This is a genomic window from Legionella maioricensis (genome assembly GCF_023618015.1).
GTDB classification, from domain to species: Bacteria; Pseudomonadota; Gammaproteobacteria; order Legionellales; family Legionellaceae; genus Legionella; species Legionella maioricensis.
Genome location: NZ_JAJKBJ010000001.1, coordinates 131,638 through 149,836 on the forward strand (window position 1 = coordinate 131,638; position 18,199 = coordinate 149,836).

The window sequence follows — 18,199 nt, forward strand, 5'->3', positions numbered from 1 at the left end:
TTCTTGCATTTAGCTGCTTTTTCACGATATTTTAGCATTCAATTTTATTTTATAATCCGGCTCAATATGAAAAAAATTACATACAGCATGATGCTTCTTATCACCACTTTTATTAGCCATGCGGAAATGAATCAACCAAGGCTTGTGGTCCAACTGGTCGTGGATCAATTAAGAGGTGATTTAATTCACCAGCACCAGGAACAATTTGGCAGCAACGGTTTTAACTATTTATTAAACCATGGTCTTGACTATCATAATGCCCATCATCCCCATGCAAACACTACAACCTGTGCGGGACATGCCACTATAGCTACAGGAAGTTATCCTTCAATGCACGGGGTGGTTGATAATGATTGGTATGACAGAACGTCCGGAAAATTAGTCTATTGCATGGAAGATTTAAAAGCCAGCATCTTGCCTACTGTGCATACAAAGACACAAAATCCGGGGCGCTCGCCTGTTAATTTAAAAGTCTCCACTCTAAGTGATGAAATAATGTTGGCTAAAAAAGGAAAAGCGTTTGGAGTATCTTTAAAAGATCGCGCAGCAATTACCCTTGCGGGTCATGCAGGAAAAGCGTTTTGGTTTGATAAAACGAATGGAGGGTTCGTTACTTCTGATTATTATTATTCCAGCTACCCTCAATGGGTTCAAGAATGGAATAAACAATATAAGCCTCAAGAGTATAGTTGGAGCCTGGGTCGTCCGCTAAAAGAATATCAAAACGCAAATAACCCAACTTTTCATCATGACTTTAAAAGTTTCGGTCAAACCTTTCCTCACCACATTTCTAATCCACCTTCGCAGGAGTATTTTACCTATTTATCCAGAACACCTAAAGCGGACCAATTAACAGCTGATTTTGCAAAGCAACTTTTAATAAATGAACAATTAGGATTATCAGCAAATAAAACGGATTATTTAGCAATCAGTTTTTCTGCAGTTGATGCTATTGGCCATCAATTTGGTCCAAACAGTCTGGAGGCTGAAGATAACTTATTGGAACTAGACAAGACTATAGCCAACCTTCTTGCCGCCATAGACAAACAGGTTGGTCTTGATAATGTGCTTATCGTATTAACTGCGGATCATGGAGTTGATGACAGTCCGTCTTACTTAAAGGCACATCATATCCATGAGATCAAGCCAATGGATGTTAACGCATCAGAACAACAGATTCGTGCTCTATTAAAAACACGTTTCCACCTTCCTGCAGAAGTATTAAAGTCCATTACTCCCCCTTATGTTTATCTGGATCATCAGATCATTAATGATCTTCATCTGGATCTAACTGAAGTCAGCCAATACGTCGCTCAAATATTAACTCGGCAGCCCGGAGTCTTTAAAGCATATCCCCTGCCCGTTACCAATATTGAAAAAAATTGGCTTAGTGCAAAAGTAGATAAAATGGCCTACCCCTATCGTGCAGGAGACGTCTATATAGTTCAGCCGCCTTATCAATCCAATGGCAGTAAAAATGATAACCGGGTGACTCATGGAAGCCCCTGGCGATATGATAGTTATGTCCCTCTATTATTTGTCCATTCGAATTTTAATGCTCACGTGATTTCACGGCCCGTTCAAACGACAGACATAGCACCCACTTTGGCCGTCCTATTAATGATAAAACAGCCCTCTGGAGCAGTTGGCCAGCCTTTATCTGAAGTATTAAACGCATTTGAGAGAAGTAAGCTTAAGAGAAATTAACAGCCATTGAGGACCCTGCACAAGAGTCCTCAATAGATAAAAAGAGAATCCATTTTTTAAATATTTTATTGAATTTGGAGTTAAGAAGTTTGCATGATGAATTTTTTTCATCAATCCTTAAGTATGATTTAGCAACTTAAGTCGCGCTATCGGCCAAACCCTCTTTGGGTAATTCACGGGTATGAAAATTCCGTCATTGCGAGCCTTGGCGAAGCAGAACGATTTTCGTTAGAGCTCGGTACAATTGCTTCATTCCACTCGAACGACTATTGGGTATGTTATCTCGCGAAAGATTACTTTTTTTGTTGTCTTAACCAGGATCATCTGGATCCCGCGAACAAGTCGCGGGATGTGGAAGACAATAATTGAGAGGACTTATTTCAATCTTTTAGCTTATAGGCTGACTATTTCGTGCTTTCCCAAACCCGGAAAGTGACACAGTATTTTCAACAGTTTCTGCATCTGGAAAGAACGGTTTGGTTGATTGAGTAAGGCGCTTATGTAATTTGGTGAACAGAATAGGAAAAACGCCATTTGCAGTAACATTCGCTGTGGTACCAAAAGGATCACAAATTAAATACACAGCTGTAATTAATCCTACCATATCGCTGGAGAAACCAAGGTGAGCCTCCAAAATAGGAGCAACAACGATAATAACGCCACCGGGTACTGCAGCAACGGCATACTTGGCCAGCGCAGTATACAGAGCAAAAATAGCAAATACCGAAGGAGAAGGCATGGGTAAGCCAAAAGTGAGTATGGTAGCCAAACTTAAAATAGGAATAGCGATGGCACTGCCTAGGGTGTGAATATTAATAATAGCCGGAACAAGCATTCTCGCTTGCTCAGCATTGCCCAAGTTTTTTTCTGTAGAAAGAAGAAGAACAGGCATTGCAGCGGCACTTGAGATAGTGCTAAAGCCGGTTAGGCTGGCTGGCAACACATTTCTAAGGTAAAACCAGAATTTTTTAAATGAAAATTGAGCAGCAACAAAATACCATGAGCTGATATAGAGCCATTGCGTTGCAACAATTAAAATCAAAATAGGACCATACAGGCTTAACGAGGTTTTTAATAAATGTTCATGTTCAAGCTTGAATACAAAGCCCAAAATAAATAACGGTAACAGTGGAATAAATACTTTCTTTAAAAAGTTATTGGCCAACCAATTTAAACGAATGGCAATTTTTTTGGCTTTTGCGTTTGGCCAAATAGAAAAAAATATGCCGACAGAAAAACCCCATAACAAAGCGATATCGTTAGAGATCAACTTGGTTAAATGAAATTGCCAGGCTGGAGTTAATTGAGGCGCGGAGCTAATAGGCGTTGCAGTAAAGTGCAGAAGATTAAGGCCAATGAAGCCAGAACTATAACCAACCATCAATGCTGTAAAATTAGAAACAAAGACACAGGTTATTAATAAAAAAACAAAAAAGAGCGCTCCTTTTTGTAAATTTGAAAGACAATGAAAAATAAAACTAAAAATGATGAAGGGCAATACAAACTCCAGAACCCCCTTTATGCTCAAGCTTAAAGCATAACTAATAGATTTTATCTCAAGTGGAATTTGCGAACCAAAAAACAGCGGAAGTAACAGCGTTGCACAAAGAATGATTGGTATTCTAATTTTTCTTATAAACTCTATAGACATATAAATCCTTAAATATAAAACAAATTCCAGATTCAAAAAACGCACCAGTATAATGACAAGTAACATTCTTTGGAAGTACAGTACCTCAGATCCCGCCCTTGCTGCAAGCAGGGAAATCATTAAATATGATCCTTTCTTCTTCACAATGGCTAATTTATTTTGATCATTTTTAAAACAAAAATTATTTCATTGCCTATGCTCTAAATAAAATACTGATATGTTAATTGAGGTAAGTCATGAAAAAATTCCCACCAAAATCAACTAAAAATCGCACCTGACGAATTGAATAATGTCGCTAGGGCAATTTCCCATAGGCCAGTAAGAGCATTTAAAGCTCATGAAGTAATTAATATTCTCTTAATATAAGAGATATAAAATGGCGCAATTTTGATTTTGGATTGCATGAATGAGTACTAGAGCCCAGGCTGAAGAATTTCTTTTAAGAGTTGAAAAACATATAAAAAATAAATCCAGTCCCAAACTCATTAAGGAACTGTTAGCTGCTCTTAACCTTCATATGCTCGTTACCACTAATAAAGAATATAATGATTTCATTTTAAAAGCCTCAACTGAAGAGCTTGATCTCAGTAAGTTACTCAATTACCTCAAAGTAAATATTTTAAATAACCAGCCCTTATGTACTTTACTCGCATTTATTCAAGAAAATGATTTAGTAAGTGATTCTGAACTGAAAGAAATGGCTGATACTTTGCAATTACAAATAAATCTACTCTGCGTTTTTGAGGCGATAACAATCACCATGGCTAATGGAAATGAGTTCGCTCAAGATGTTTACGACCATCTTAATCAACGCCGTTCTTCATTTTTCCCCGGAAATCCGGTTGCCGATTTTTTCTTTGGGGTCCCTTATAACACCACTTTATTTGAACGATTAAAGCTGATTTCTATAAGACCTGGAATGCTTAATATTTTGTTTCATAAAAAAATGGGAGAACAAGTCGAGACAGTCACCGATGCAAATTCATTCATAACTAATAAACATTTATCGGGTTGGAATGCAGATATTGTACCTGTTGAATTAGATGCTCCATCTAAAGGTACCACTCAAGCCATGGGAGTAAATATATTGGAGGCTTCTTGGGAGGATTCTACAGGTCATGCCAAGGATACGGGGGGTACTGATAATGCCAAGGCAGGTATTGGTCTTATTATGCTCATGGAAGAAAAGCGATATGGCAGCCATTATAAGTTGGTTTCTCAACTTCTTCCTCAGGGAACTAGTGTGAATGAAACCTCTGCTTATGAACTTTTACCTGATCTAAAAATAAATAGCGCAAAGAAAAAAATAGGCCTGCTTAATATCGACTCACAATGGCGCGATTTATATAACAGTTGGAATCTACTCTTTGTTATTTCTAACATTGATTCAGTATTCATGCCGATTAAGCTCGTACTACCCTCGGTATTTTTTGCTGAGTCGCCATGCTATAAAGAACTCCGACTTTTATCATTATTCTTATTTGCCAATCTTCTTATTAACGAAGACACAAGAAATAATCCTTTTTTTGCAAAAAAATATTCCATTAAAAATACGACAACTATTCTTAAAAAATGGGGAGAAATTAATAAGGAATATGCCCAAGATGAACTGCATAAACTCAATGGCGCCCCAGCTGTAGAAATAGAAACGGTTTATAAACAGATATTTGGTAATTATCCCAGTTTGAATTTCATGAGACAATTGATTTCATTCAGTCAAAGCCCAAATGACTATCATTTTACCAAAGCCCACACAAGTCAACAGAAAAACCCTGCAAGTCCTCTCTTTTTTACAACAGTTAGCTCGACGACTAATAACGCGTTCCCAATGCAGTCCTCTGATTTCTATGCTCCATCGTTATAAACACAATCAACATTCCTCCCTTGTCGTCGTTGCGAACAAAGTGAGTTAATCCAGCTCAGATTTTCAATGAAGCATCGTTCTGGATTACTTCACCAAGGTTGCAATATACGAAATAAACTACTCCGTTAGCGCTTATTAATATGTGGTGATTAAATTTTGTGAGGCACTCACAGGGGCAGGTCGCGCTACCTAAGACTTTTAGAGATAAATGATCAACAGCCCCGGGAATTTGTTGTTTGGATTTTGTATCAATAAACCTCTGGTTTAATACCCTGGCTGAGCCGTAACAATTAATTTTCCCTTAATATAAAAATTATACAATATTGGTCCTAAATATTTTTATACGGTAGCCAATATGTGGAAATACAATGGTTCAACTGATTTTTTTGCAGAACAAGTAATTGCAGACTCTATAGAAGAAAATGAAAGTAATGCAGAAGCAGACCAGAGGGTAACTCATTATACTCATGAGGAATTATTAAAAAAATTACGTGAATCAAAGCATCGCTCATCCCGTAATCCCAATTGCCAAGAATTGACAAATCTTGGCCAAGAAATCAACGCAAAAAAATCAGTTTCTACTGTTTATTATCCCTATTGTGGTGCAGACGTGGGCCATGTATTTCTGCTCTTTCCCTATTGCACTACTATGATTGGATTCGGGAGAGATGATTTTGGTGGTCTTGAAGACTTAAATTATTACAATGAAAATAATGATTTTACTTCCGTGCCCTTATTTTATGCTAATGGCTTTGACTCACATAAATACCATGAAGCCCAAAGCTATAAATACCCGGATAGTAAATATAAAGTTTGCCCTGACGTTTTGCTGCGTATTACCCAGATTTTAGGCGGTGAAATTCTCTCTGTAGAGAAAACTAAAGTTGGCGAAGGGAAAGATGACTTTATTTATTACATTAATTTTATGTTAAATGACCTTCAGCGAACTTTTATTTATGCCAAGTATGAAGTGAATTGCAACAGTTTTTTACCAACCCCCAATAGTCCAGTAAGAGATTATTTAATATCTCAATCTCCTGACGCATTGCTCCTTAAAGCCATACCAGATGTTTTACTTACCTACGAAGATGGATTGACTTTAGCGCTTGCCTCTGTTTCTCAGGAAGAACAAATAGTACTTTCAGACGCAAGAACATACAATTGGGATAAAAGCTTTCAACAAAAAGACGAACCTCAACCTGTTTTCTTAAGAAATGCCCGGCTGGATTCTGTACATCTAAACTCCTCTTTTGGCTATGGCACCACCCTCTTTATAGGTAATGGTTCCCAATTACGACAGATTTATCATGTTGAGAGAGAGTTAGAGCAAACTCTTTTAGATGCAGAAGTAGAGCCTGCAATCATGACAACCACTAAAGAACAAATCGATAAAAGCGAACCGACTATAATAGCTCAGAACGATGCGCCAAAAGCACCTCAAAATCCTAAAGATGAATCAAATAAGAAAAATAGTAAATCAACCTCTGTGGAACAAGCTAAAACCAGTTCAGCAAAATCAAGTTTTAATATACACCATTTAAAACTATTTACTCCCGTGAAAGAGCTTTATAAAAAACTGAACAAATCCAAAGAGCAATCCAAACAGGAGCTAGAAAGTACTCAGGTTGACAACAGCAACCCAACTCCAAGCCTATTCGAATAGCCCTTTCACTTAAATGGGGTAATAGTCCTATCTCGGATTAAGAAGAGCTGTCTAAAAAACTATGCTAACCTTTTTATTTCAATGCCCATAAAAAACTGGGCATGGAAATTGTTGGGGAATACGAATATAAAAAAAGCACCTATTTGATATTAGTAGCTCCTATAAATAATACTTAGTTTTTATAAGACTAAGACAGATTAACTGCTGGAGTTTCTTGATCTTTTGTCCCTTCCCCAGGCGTAATCTATTTCATTCCTTATTGAGCGAAATTTTTTCCGTGAGCAAACGACAAATAAAATTAATTTCCTTTCTATATGGTTTTGCTGCAATATTTATAAATATGATTGTTTTTTAGACTAAAGCCCCATATAATCTGCCCAACTTTATAATGCGTATAAAACGGAGCATGAATATGTTAAAAGATTTGCATGTGGCTCATTTGACAGGTACGGTGACCGTAGTTGAGAATCACCTGTTTACTGATGTAGTAACTAGAAATAGAAATGCTCGTACCATAGGTCAAATGTTCTTTAAACCCTATGAATCAAAAAAAGAATTCATATTTTGTGCACGCCATACGCTGCAACCACTAGCAATGATTGGAGTAGCCGTTTTAAGCCCGTTTTCTCTGGTAGGCGCAGGCATCGTTTTCTCTTTAGCTGAAATTGGCCTTCATTTATTTGCTTTGGTTAATGTATGTACCGGCAATGAGAGTTCAGCACATTGGGCCTTAAATTTAGCCGAAGAAGTATTTTCCCGCTTATGTCAATCCGTTATTAATTTGGTTGTATTACCCTTAACGGCTTTAGCGATGCTCACGCGTGGAATATCAACTGGTTTGAAAGCAGCGGATATCTATGATTATGATGCTCCTGAAGTTCCATCGACTCTAGCTCCTAATTAAAAAATAGAGAACTTACTCCATCCAGGGCTATTGTCTCAATATCCCTGGAGGAAGTGTTTTTTAGCCTTGATCGCTGCATTAATAAAAATGCGCCACAGTACTCTGTTTTAACCTATTATTTCTATATTATTGGGTTGAATTACAGAAACGGGACAAATACGAACTGAGAGCGCGATTTTGTAATTAATAGGCTATAGATTTTATTTGCAACTTCGCGTCAATCATAATTTAGGATAAATAATAGGCAGGTATGCTATCATTGGGCACTTTAATGATACTGATAGGCTGAAATGCAAAAAAAAATTGAAATGAAAGCCAAGACTGAGATCCATTTTTTACCTTTGGAAAAAAATAAAGACGGCTTATATCCTGTACCAACTATGCGTTGTGGTGTTTTACCCTTTTATATTGATAAGAATAATCAAATTATTTGGGGATGTATCGAGTCAAATCGTGTAGGTCCTATCACCATTACACCACCTGCTGGAATCCAAGATATTATTATAATAAAAGATGAACAGTGCTTCAATTTAGAAGTAGGGAAGCCTTTTCCTGATTTAAAGATTGATTTTTTAAGCACGTTCATCGGAAAACTATTTAGAGATCAAATTTATCAAGATATTATTGCTTGTTTAATTGAAAATAAATTTAACCTCTATGTCGAAACCCCATTAGAGACGGCCTTGCACGAAACTCAAGATGAACATGGGGTTGACTTGCGAAATGAAGGTAAAGATCGTCATTTATTAAATACTCTATTGGAACTTCCTTTGCAGAATCTTTCTGGAAAACAAGGTGCAACCACTCAATATACATGCATTGCTTTTTTGAAAAACGGTGATGATGTTGTATTAAATTATACTAACAAAATTGAAGAAAAAATTAGACGTAATTTAGGCCGATCTTTTTATGAAAAAGGATGCTGGGGGACTTTAGGTTCATTTAAAACGACACTGGCATTAGAACAAATAAAATTTAATTCAACCAGCGAACAAACTCACTATACATCACAACAAATGGATCTTATCACAGGAACTTTATCTGCCAATCAAGATGCTATTGAATTTTTAGAAAGCATAGAGTTATTGATTAGATCTGATTTAGAAAAATTAAAACTTGCAAAAATATTAATTGGTGAGGGACTGATAAATCAGGATTTCGCACAAAAGATAGCGACCAATTATCCAAATAGCCATGGTAGTATAATGGAGTTAAATGCTCCTCTTAAAGAAGACAGTGTCTCCCTAATGTTGGCGACACATGGTGTTTTTAATTTAAATACACAATTACAAAAAGAGTGCCCACAAAAAAATCAAGATACTGATTTTGGATTTAAGCCTGGATTTCTGATAGGCAAATCTTTTTAAACTACTAGGATAATAATCATTATGCGATGAGAATCTCATCAACTCATCGCATAACTCGTTTATGTGTGGTAGATTATCTTATCAAAATCTAATCGCATAATTAGTAATGGCCAAAAATACCTATATTGAAAACTACATCGACTATCAGAAAACTACTGACAAGTCTCCCATGATTGTTCTACTAATTTAGGGGAAAGGTCAATATAAATGAAACAACATTTCTTAAACCAATACATATTAGTAATAATTTGTAATTGGTTTAAGTAAATTACTTAGCTTGCTACCTTCTGCCTCTGGTGTGGGGTCATTGTTTTAATTTTCATGGAAATTTCAAATCCACATGCATGAGCATAATTTTGTATAGTTTTCCAACTTGGGTTGCTACTACCTTTTTCTAATCTGGAAATATTACCTTTTTGTGTACCCATTCTTTTCGCAACTTCATCTTGAGTCAATCCAGATTTATTCCGCATAGAAAGTAAGGTATCAATTAAAGCAAATTGTGATTCTAATAAATCATACTCAGCTTTTACTTCGGGATTTCTAAATGCTTTATCTTTTAGATTTTGAATACTCATTTTCAACCTCCGCTTTTCTCTTTTTTGCTAAATTAAGCTCAGCCTTTGGAGTTTTATTACTTTTTTTAACAAAAGCATGCAACACAATAATATGGCGTCCTTTCATATAACAATAAAGAGAGCGCCCTATGCCTTCTTGAGCTTTAGCTCTAATTTCAAAAAGTCCATCACCCATAGGATCGGTATGTGGTGGACCTAAATTTGCTCCATGCTCTTCGATTAATTCCAATAATTTGAGCATTCGAGCTTGAATAACTTCATCCTTATCAATCTCTTTTTCAAACCAAGCTGCTTTAAGAATTTCACTTCCTTGCAAAAGAATGCGTGAAACTATTGGACTCTGCGAGCCTACATCACTTATAGGCGTGATAACCCACATTGCATTGGGGTTTGTCTGTTCAGGGTCAATACTCTCGGGAGATTGAACACGATAGGTCTTATCAACCTTGTACATCTGCAAGAAATCACCACAGGAACACATTCCTGTAATACCCCCAGTCCCCCCTTGTAATTCAAATGATCCAGCAGCATGTCTTCACCCCAAATTCAGTAGTTCAGCATGGGTTTAATTTGCTACTCATCAGGTAGGGCTTCTGGGGACAACCCAGAACCTCCATAGGGTGCTTTAACTAAATTTTATTTGTTATACCCCATTAATCTTTCCAAGAAACTTCAACATATTAATTTTTTCAGAACTATTTCAATCCTACTATTCTTATAGTAGCATCTACTAAAAATATAGTAGGTTAAGTTTTATTTAGTTTCTGGAGAAAAAATGCCAACAAAAAAAGGGGCAAATACTTTTGCCCATGATCGCCTCCTTACAGAGGTAGAACTTGAATTAATGAATATTATTTGGGGCCTTAATAAGGTAACGATTAAGGATATTGTTTCAAATTTGCCCAAAGAAAGACCTTTGGCTTATACCACTGTAGCAACCGTAGTAAAAGTTCTTGAACAAAAAGGATTTTTGGGATGCCAAAAAAACACTTATGCCCATGTTTTTCTCCCAATTGTTACTAAGGCTGAATATGAAAGTACATGTATTGAGCATATGGTCACTAATGTTTTTGATGGTGAACCTGTAGCACTGGTGCAAAGACTGTTGATGGCCAAAAGGCTACAACATGATGACATTCAAGCAATTGAGGAAGCACTAAAACAATTAGCAAATTCCGAACAACAAATAGAGGCTTGAGTATGTTATTCCTGGAAATTTTCTTGAGCATTCATTGCTTACTTTTAGTAAGTTCATGGGGTATTGGCGGTCGTTGGCTTCTAAATCAGCCATCTTTTAAACTCAAATTGGCCCGTTTTTTATTAATTAGCTGTGTGATTTCTCCCTTAATGGTTCATTGTATAAACACCAATCAAAAAATGGAGCCGCATCACTACGCATCCATTGATGCTTTGCAAGAGTATGTGAATCAACCCATCTTAAAGTCTAAACACTCTGAAGAGATTACTGAATCAGTAACCTCTTTTTCGATAAGCAATACGAGTTATTTTCATCTTTTTTATATCGTCTTTTGTTTGCTCATCTTATTTCGCAGTTATAAAGTCTTATTGAGTTTGAACAGTTTAAGAGTACTATTGGCTGAAGCAATTCCGTATCGAACCTCCGGTAAATTGGTCATTAAAGTTTCGCGACGTTGCCATATTCCTTTCTCAGTCGTTTTATTTAATAAAGCGTATATAGTATTACCCATATCACTATTTTCTTCCTCCAAGAATGTGAAGATTGCCATTGCTCATGAAGGCCAACATCATCGTAATGGTGATTGTCTATGGGCCTATTTTATTGAAGCCCTGCGCATTATCTTCTGGGGTAATCCAGGTGTTACTCGCTGGAGTCGTATTTTAAGCGAATTACAAGAATGTTCATGTGATGAAGTATTGGTTGGCCAGCCAAAAATTTCGGCGCATGACTATGGTAGCTGTCTGTTTCATGTAGTGCAGACAGTATCTCAATGTTCTCTGTCATCTAACCGAGAAATTGCATGCACGGTGGGTATGGCCTTGGGCAAAGACAATGAAGACTGTACTTTTATCATCAGGAGAATTTCAATGTTATCAGCTTATCCACTTAAACCCTCTAAATCCTTATTGTTAGGGGCTGCATTTGTGGGGTTTTCTATTTTGGCTCCAATCGGTGTTGCCTATTCAGCGGTAGGAACATTGACTGGTTTTAAGGCAAAAGAAATCGATATATCCCATTTAGATCCTAAAATGCAACATATTGCAGAGCAAGAAATTAAAACGGCGGTGAAACAATATCATGCAAAATCAGGGGTTATTGCAATCGTCAATGCAAAAAGCGGTGAACTCATTGCCTTTGCTGAATCCGGTAAGAATAAAAATCAGAACAGTTGGAAATCACGTGTTTTTTCACCTGGCTCGACGATAAAACCTTTTATTGCAGCCGCAGCAATCGATTCCGGCCATAGCTCTGAAACAAAGACCTATGATTGCCATTCACCTTATGAGATAGAGGGAAAAACATTTACAGACTACAATCCCAATATTAGTTCTGCTTCCTTAACAGAGGCTATGGCAAAATCAAGTAATGTATGCCTTATTAAAGTTTCTCAAGAGACTGGGCTACCTGTAATTCGTAAAAAACTAGCTGAATTTGGTTTTGATATGAATACTTGGTGGCAAGCAAATCAAAGTGATGACTTGCAACTTGCAATGGTTTCTCTTGGTGAGAATATACCGGTCACGATTGACTCGTTAACAAAATCCTATGCTATTCTTGCAAACTTTGGACGCCCATTCAAACAAGGAGAAACACCTGTTATTTCCTCAGCAACAGCAAGTTCAATCAATAATATCCTTGAGAATGTTGTTACAAATGGCACAGGAAAACTCGCCGCGATTCCCGATGTTAGTGTAGCGGGTAAAACTGGAACAGTTGCCGAAAATATTAATTTGGCGAAGGCGGAACATCTTGCCTTATTTGCAGGCTATCTACCAGTTAATGCGCCACGTTATGCAATGGTTGTAGTGATTGAAGACGGTCATTTAAGCAAAAAGGGTAAAACTTTAACTTCCGGCGGAGAATTGGCTGCCCCTGTATTTCGTAAGGTTGCCATGAATAGCCTAGACAATATCAAGCTATAAATCACCTATGGGTGCGCAGCAACATAGCTCGTACCCATATCGATATAAATTCAAATGATGTTGGAGTTGTTATGAAGAAACTAAGCGTACTTCTAGTTATGGCACTATTGGGTCTCAGTTCGCATTTGCCCCGTTTCTGTAATTCAACCCATTATTTCGTGACTGACTTTTTGGTTATTAATGAAGGAGTGCAAGTGGGAAACTGAAATATCTTGAGCTACCGTATGAAGAGATTGAGTTGTATATGCCGCTGCAGCTGCGCCCAACTGGCAAGCCTGAAGAATAGGTTCATTGTGTTGTAGCCCTAATAAAATTCCAGCAACAAAAGCATCTCCGGCCCCACTAATATCTACTATTCCATCAACTTGTCGGATGGGTACATATTCTTCAAGGGTTTTATTAATTAGGACATACCCAAGTTTTCCCAGACTAATTACCACGTGTTCTATACCTCGCTGTTGCAAAATACGACCCGCGGTAAAACAGTCTTCAAGAGAGCGAATAGGTATATTCGTTAATGCGCTTGCTTCCAAACGATCGGTTTTAATTAAAAAGACAGAGTCTAATCGATCTGGCAATTTCTTGGCTTTAGCCACAGAAACAGGATCAATGCAGACAGTGAGTTTTCGTGCTGCAGCTTTTTCCAATGCTCTCCGAATTAATTCAGTAGGTAAATTTGTATCAAGAAATATCAGACTTTGCTCATTCCAAAACTCCCAGGCAGGCAAAATATGGATGGGAGCAACCTCGTCATAAATGTCCATATCAGCAAGAGCAACAAATAATTCCCCATCCTGATTTAAAATGGCGTAATAATGAGAGGTTTTTTTGTTACTCAACACCACACAATGTTCTGTATGAACACCTAATCGGCGCATATGATCAAGCAATTGCACACCATGACCATCATTACCCACGACACATTGCAAATAAACGTTAGTTGTCCAGTTTGCCAGATTTTCAGCAACATTCCGGGCAACGCCTCCATAGGTAGTGGAGGAGGAAACAGGATTTGATGTGTTTAAAGTCAGAGCAGAAGATGATTTCAGCTTGCTATCAATATTTGCCCCACCAATACAAAATATAGGTTTTATCATAAAGTGAGGAAAGAAATTAGTTTCATTTGCTCCATGGGAAAATCCCTCCATAAATGCGACTTTAAATATAATATGCTCTACTTTCTTATTTGTCACTATAAAGCATAAAGTGCTTCGTGCTTTTGCCTGTTACATTTTTCTAAAGCGTTCCGTTAGAAAACTGAATGGTTTAGAATGCCATGAATTTACCGATTGCATATTTTTTCAAATTTTAGGGTTATCTTAATTTAATTATAAATAGATGCTCTATTTTAATTAAATTAGGAGATGTTAAAATTGAGCTGAAAAAAAAATTACAGAAAGGATACAGAAGAGATCTATTCTTCTTGAGCTAAAGCTCATTATGATTAACCTGTTTATTCGATTGAATTTGACGCAAAAAACCTTTACTATTTGCACAAAATTTTTAATGACATTACCAATGACTAAGCAAGCAATAATAATTGGGATTTCCGGCCCTTCAGCCTCCGGAAAAAGTCTTTTAGCAAATACTATAGTAAGTGAGTTAGGCTCAGAACAAGTAGTAGTTATATCGGAAGATGCCTACTATAAAGATAATGGCCACTTGCCCTTCGCTGAAAGAGAAAAAATCAATTATGATCATCCAGACTCTTTTGATCATTCGCTACTCTGCGATCATTTACGTCAGTTAAGACAAGGTAAATCAGTAGACATCCCCATTTACTCTCATTCAAAACATCTGCGTTTACCAGAAACCCGCACTGTGGGTCAGCATGCAATTGTTGTATTAGAGGGTATTCTGCTGTTTAGTGACAAAGCCCTGCGTGAAATTATGGATATTCGTATCTTTATGTCTACACCTCTTGATGTATGCCTGACACGACGTTTAAAAAGAGATGTCGTAGAAAGACATAGAACTTTTGAATCTGTAGTTCATCAATACGAAACAACAGTCAGGCCGATGTATCTCCAATTTATTGAGCCATCAAGCCGATATGCAGACATAATTGTTCCCCGTGGCGGAGAAAACAGAATTGCTATTGAAATGATTCAAGCAAAAATGCGTGAATTATTAGCAACTCATACTACTAAATAATGAGCAACAGGAAGGAGGATACTGTGGGATTTTTATCTGGAAAAACAGCATTAATCATTGGATTGGCAAGTAATCGCTCAATAGCATACGGTATTGCTAAGGCATTACATGCTCAAGGGGCAGAATTAGCCTTTACGTATCAAAATGACAGACTGCAAGCACGTGTTGAAGATATGGCGGCTGAGTTCAATTCAACACTAACCTTTCCTTGTGATGTAGCTCACGATGCAGAAATAAACGCCCTTTTTACTAATCTTCACCAACATTGGGATAAACTGGATATTCTGATTCATTCTGTTGCCTATGCCCCTGCAGATCAGATTAGTGGTGATTTTATAGAATGCGCTAATAGAGAAGGCTTTAGAATTGCTCATGATATCAGCGCCTATAGCCTGGTAGGTCTTGCCCAAGCAGCATTACCCATGATGAAAGAAACTCAAGGCTCTATATTAACTCTAAGTTATTATGGTGCAGAAAAGGCTGTCCCCAACTATAACGTCATGGGAATTGCTAAAGCGAGCCTGGAAGCCTCTGTTCGTTATTTAGCAGCGAGTTTAGGACCAAAAGGCCTAAGAATAAATGCCATTTCAGCAGGACCAATTAAAACATTAGCAGCTGCTGGCATTAAGGATTTTCGTAAAATTCAAGCTGCTTATGCCAACATTACCCCATTACAAAGAAATGTTACTGCAGATGAAGTAGGAAATGCAGCGGCTTTTCTATGTTCTGATTTAGCATCAGGAATTACCGGTGAAGTTGTTCACGTAGATGCAGGCTATCACGCAGTCTCTACTATGAGCGATCTAGCATAATAGTTCAGTTAATACACCAACTAAATTCATTACAAAATAAGAGCTTTAACAATGATTATTGTTAAAGCTTTTTTTATTTGCACATTAAAACCTATTCCACTACAGTAAAGGACAAAAACTTTACGTTTTTCTCGATGAAAAAGTTCATGGCAATATCAAATAAATGAGAGTTATCTTCGAAATCATGCATGAGTACTACTTTCGTAGTTTTAGGCGCATTATCCCAGGCACCCCGCTCCCCACAAGGTAAACGGGGGGGGAATCAGGTATTCCAGCTGACGACCTCTGGTTTTATAACCCAATAAAATTTAGTTTCACTATTGGGCCACAATAACCATATTATCTCTAAATAAAAAAAGGCCAAGATAAACATGGCCTTATATAATTTTCCCCAATATCGTATTATCTACGTATTAGTGTTTCACAATCTGTGCATGCTTCATTAAACTATTTACATACAGATCATAATCCATCATACCGTAACTGGATTCGATTTGTTGTATCAAGCTATTTCTTTGCTCTTGGTCCAGAGTACTTAATTGCCCATCATTAATACGTTTAAGTTTAACCACCACATAATCGCCGTTTTCTAAAATTACTCCATCACGACTTTCTGGTCTTAACAAATTAAATGCTAAATCATTAATTAACGCGTTGGACTTATCATTATCTCTGGCAGCATTTACTACCGCTTGCCATTGCAATTGATTAACGCTCATCAACTCTTGTTGCTGTTTGTCTTCAACAGGATTTAATAAAGCAGCGCCAATCTTTTTAGCCTTAGCTTCAGCAAGTTTTTTAGCCAGGATTTTTTCAATTTCATTATGCACTGTAGCTAACGGCTGCTCTTTAGTTGGTATATGAGTATTTACACGCAATACTATCACTGAGTCATTATTTAATTGAACAGGATCACTGTTATTACCCAAATCAAGAACATCATGACTAAAAGCCGCATTACTCACTTGTTTGTTTTTAGTTAAAGACTTGGTTCCTGAAAAACGAGAGAACGGCTCAGAATGCTGAATTTTTAAACCTAATGCATCTGAAACTGGCTTAAGAGAATCAGGTGACTGATAACTTAAATCAGATAATTGTTCTAAAGCCTGTGCGTATTGAGCTTGAGCCATATCAGTCAAAAGCTGTTCTCTAATCATCGAATCCACTTCAGCTAAAGATCTTGTTGTTACCGGCTTATAAGCTATTAATTTAAAAATCTCATAGCCATGTTTTGTTTTCTCTGGCAAAGAGATTTGACCAGGCTGCGTTAAATTTGATAAAAGTTTCCCATATTCGCTTTGACCAGCAGTAATCCAAGGCAAAACACCTTTATCCGCTAAAGATAATTTGTCATCTGACATGGAAGTCACAAACTGATTAAACTGATCAGGATTTTTTTTCAATTCATTGTATGCTGCTTCCGCTTTTTTCTGAGCTTGCTCCATTTCTTCTTGTGATGCATTATCAGGTACAGCAAATAAAATATGAGCCACTTGCCATTGTGCGGGGGTTAAAAAATTACTTTGGTTTTCATCATAATAACGTTTTACATCTTCATTCGAAATTTTGATTTTAGATCGGATATCGCCCATTGACAGCATTACATAATCAATGCTGACTTGTTCGGGTGTCATAAATTCTTTTTGGTGCTTTTTATAGTACTCACTGATTTTATCTTCTGAAACCTTAATTTCTTTTTCAAAACGCGCGGCGGGAACTATGACGTACTCATAATCTCTGGTCTGCATATATAACCTGACAAACCTCTTGATTTCAGCAGGCAATGCAAAAGAACTACCCATAAAAGCAAAACGTTGCTGATTGAGCAACATTCCTTGCCTTACTTCATTTTGAAATGTTTCCGGAGTAAATAACGCTCCACTTAATGCCTGTTGGTATCTTTGGGTAGAAAAATGACCGTCCTCTTGAAATTGGGGAATATTAACAATAGCGGCATTGGCCTGTTCTGCACTTACTTCAAAACCATAATGACGTGCTGATTGCAACGTTACTTCATTAGTTATCATTTGATTCAGAACTTGATTTTGCAGGTTTTTTTCATCTCCAGCAGTCATTTGAGCCATATCCTGCTGAGCGCGTGTCCGTCTGTAGTTAGTTTCAAATGCTTGATTGGTTATGGGCTTATCATTAACTACTACTTTCGCATCCGATGTCTGATGAGACTGCATATAATAATCCACACCAAAAAGGGTAAAGGTAATAGCGATTAATATGATGACTAACCAAGCAACAACGCCTTGTATGCGTTCATTTAACTTCTGCAACATGTCCCGAGATCCATTATTGATAATAAATAAGCTTGATGAAGACAAATTGTAACATAAGCTGATAAAAAAAACGCGCCTTTCGGCGCGT

14 protein-coding genes are annotated in these 18,199 nt (G+C 37.2%); 9 read left to right on the top strand and 5 right to left on the bottom strand.

Going from position 1 to position 18,199, the window contains the following annotated elements:
• Positions 1-66: 66 nt before the first annotated feature.
• A complete protein-coding gene (locus LOX96_RS00475) occupies positions 67-1,707 on the top strand; it encodes an alkaline phosphatase family protein (RefSeq protein WP_250419909.1) in 1,641 nt (546 codons plus the stop codon).
• Between the two features lie 388 nt (positions 1,708-2,095).
• Here LOX96_RS00475 and LOX96_RS00480 read toward each other — a convergent pair whose 3' ends face one another.
• On the bottom strand, positions 2,096-3,358 hold the full coding sequence (locus LOX96_RS00480) for a cation:dicarboxylate symporter family transporter (RefSeq protein ID WP_250419906.1): 1,263 nt from the start codon (positions 3,356-3,358) through the stop codon (positions 2,096-2,098).
• Positions 3,359-3,764: 406 nt separating this feature from the next.
• Between LOX96_RS00480 and LOX96_RS00485 the strand changes: the two genes are divergently transcribed.
• The 4 genes from LOX96_RS00485 (at position 3,765) to LOX96_RS00500 (ending at position 9,156) form a co-directional block, all read left to right on the top strand.
• On the top strand, positions 3,765-5,222 hold the full coding sequence (locus tag LOX96_RS00485) for a symporter (protein WP_250419904.1): 1,458 nt from the start codon (positions 3,765-3,767) through the stop codon (positions 5,220-5,222).
• Between the two features lie 355 nt (positions 5,223-5,577).
• Complete coding sequence (locus LOX96_RS00490) at positions 5,578-6,885, top strand: hypothetical protein (protein WP_250419901.1); 1,308 nt, start codon at positions 5,578-5,580, stop codon at positions 6,883-6,885.
• A gap of 412 nt (positions 6,886-7,297) precedes the next feature.
• On the top strand, positions 7,298-7,789 hold the full coding sequence (locus LOX96_RS00495) for a hypothetical protein (protein ID WP_250419898.1): 492 nt from the start codon (positions 7,298-7,300) through the stop codon (positions 7,787-7,789).
• Positions 7,790-8,079: 290 nt separating this feature from the next.
• The gene (locus LOX96_RS00500; protein ID WP_250419895.1) at positions 8,080-9,156 is read left to right on the top strand and encodes a hypothetical protein; all 1,077 of its coding nucleotides are present in this window, start codon (positions 8,080-8,082) and stop codon (positions 9,154-9,156) included.
• 272 nt (positions 9,157-9,428) lie between these two features.
• Here LOX96_RS00500 and LOX96_RS00505 read toward each other — a convergent pair whose 3' ends face one another.
• Entirely contained in the window at positions 9,429-9,734 is a 306-nt protein-coding gene (locus LOX96_RS00505) for a helix-turn-helix domain-containing protein (RefSeq protein WP_250419892.1), read from the bottom strand.
• On the bottom strand, positions 9,709-10,188 hold the full coding sequence (locus LOX96_RS00510; RefSeq protein WP_250419889.1) for a type II toxin-antitoxin system RelE/ParE family toxin: 480 nt from the start codon (positions 10,186-10,188) through the stop codon (positions 9,709-9,711). Before LOX96_RS00510 ends, LOX96_RS00505 begins: the two co-directional genes overlap by 26 nt.
• Before the next feature lie 321 nt (positions 10,189-10,509).
• Between LOX96_RS00510 and LOX96_RS00515 the strand changes: the two genes are divergently transcribed.
• Positions 10,510-10,932 (top strand): BlaI/MecI/CopY family transcriptional regulator, encoded by a 423-nt coding sequence (locus LOX96_RS00515; protein ID WP_250419886.1) that lies wholly within the window; start codon positions 10,510-10,512, stop codon positions 10,930-10,932.
• A gap of 2 nt (positions 10,933-10,934) precedes the next feature.
• Entirely contained in the window at positions 10,935-12,857 is a 1,923-nt protein-coding gene (locus LOX96_RS00520; protein ID WP_250419883.1) for a M56 family metallopeptidase, read from the top strand.
• 143 nt (positions 12,858-13,000) lie between these two features.
• Here the strand turns inward: LOX96_RS00520 and LOX96_RS00525 are convergent, their stop codons facing one another.
• Positions 13,001-14,050 (bottom strand): carbohydrate kinase family protein, encoded by a 1,050-nt coding sequence (locus tag LOX96_RS00525; RefSeq protein WP_250419880.1) that lies wholly within the window; start codon positions 14,048-14,050, stop codon positions 13,001-13,003.
• A gap of 325 nt (positions 14,051-14,375) precedes the next feature.
• Here LOX96_RS00525 and udk point away from each other — a divergent pair, with 325 nt between their 5' ends.
• Complete coding sequence (udk, locus tag LOX96_RS00530; protein WP_250419878.1) at positions 14,376-15,011, top strand: uridine kinase; 636 nt, start codon at positions 14,376-14,378, stop codon at positions 15,009-15,011.
• 23 nt (positions 15,012-15,034) lie between these two features.
• Positions 15,035-15,823, top strand: a complete 789-nt coding sequence (locus tag LOX96_RS00535) for an enoyl-ACP reductase FabI (protein WP_250419875.1) — start codon at positions 15,035-15,037, stop codon at positions 15,821-15,823.
• 413 nt (positions 15,824-16,236) lie between these two features.
• On the opposite strand, the gene LOX96_RS00540 is transcribed toward LOX96_RS00535, so the two are convergent.
• Positions 16,237-18,111 carry a SurA N-terminal domain-containing protein gene (locus LOX96_RS00540; RefSeq protein ID WP_250419873.1) on the bottom strand — a complete coding sequence of 625 codons (1,875 nt, stop codon included), beginning with the start codon at positions 18,109-18,111 and terminating at the stop codon, positions 16,237-16,239.
• Positions 18,112-18,199 lie beyond the last annotated feature (88 nt).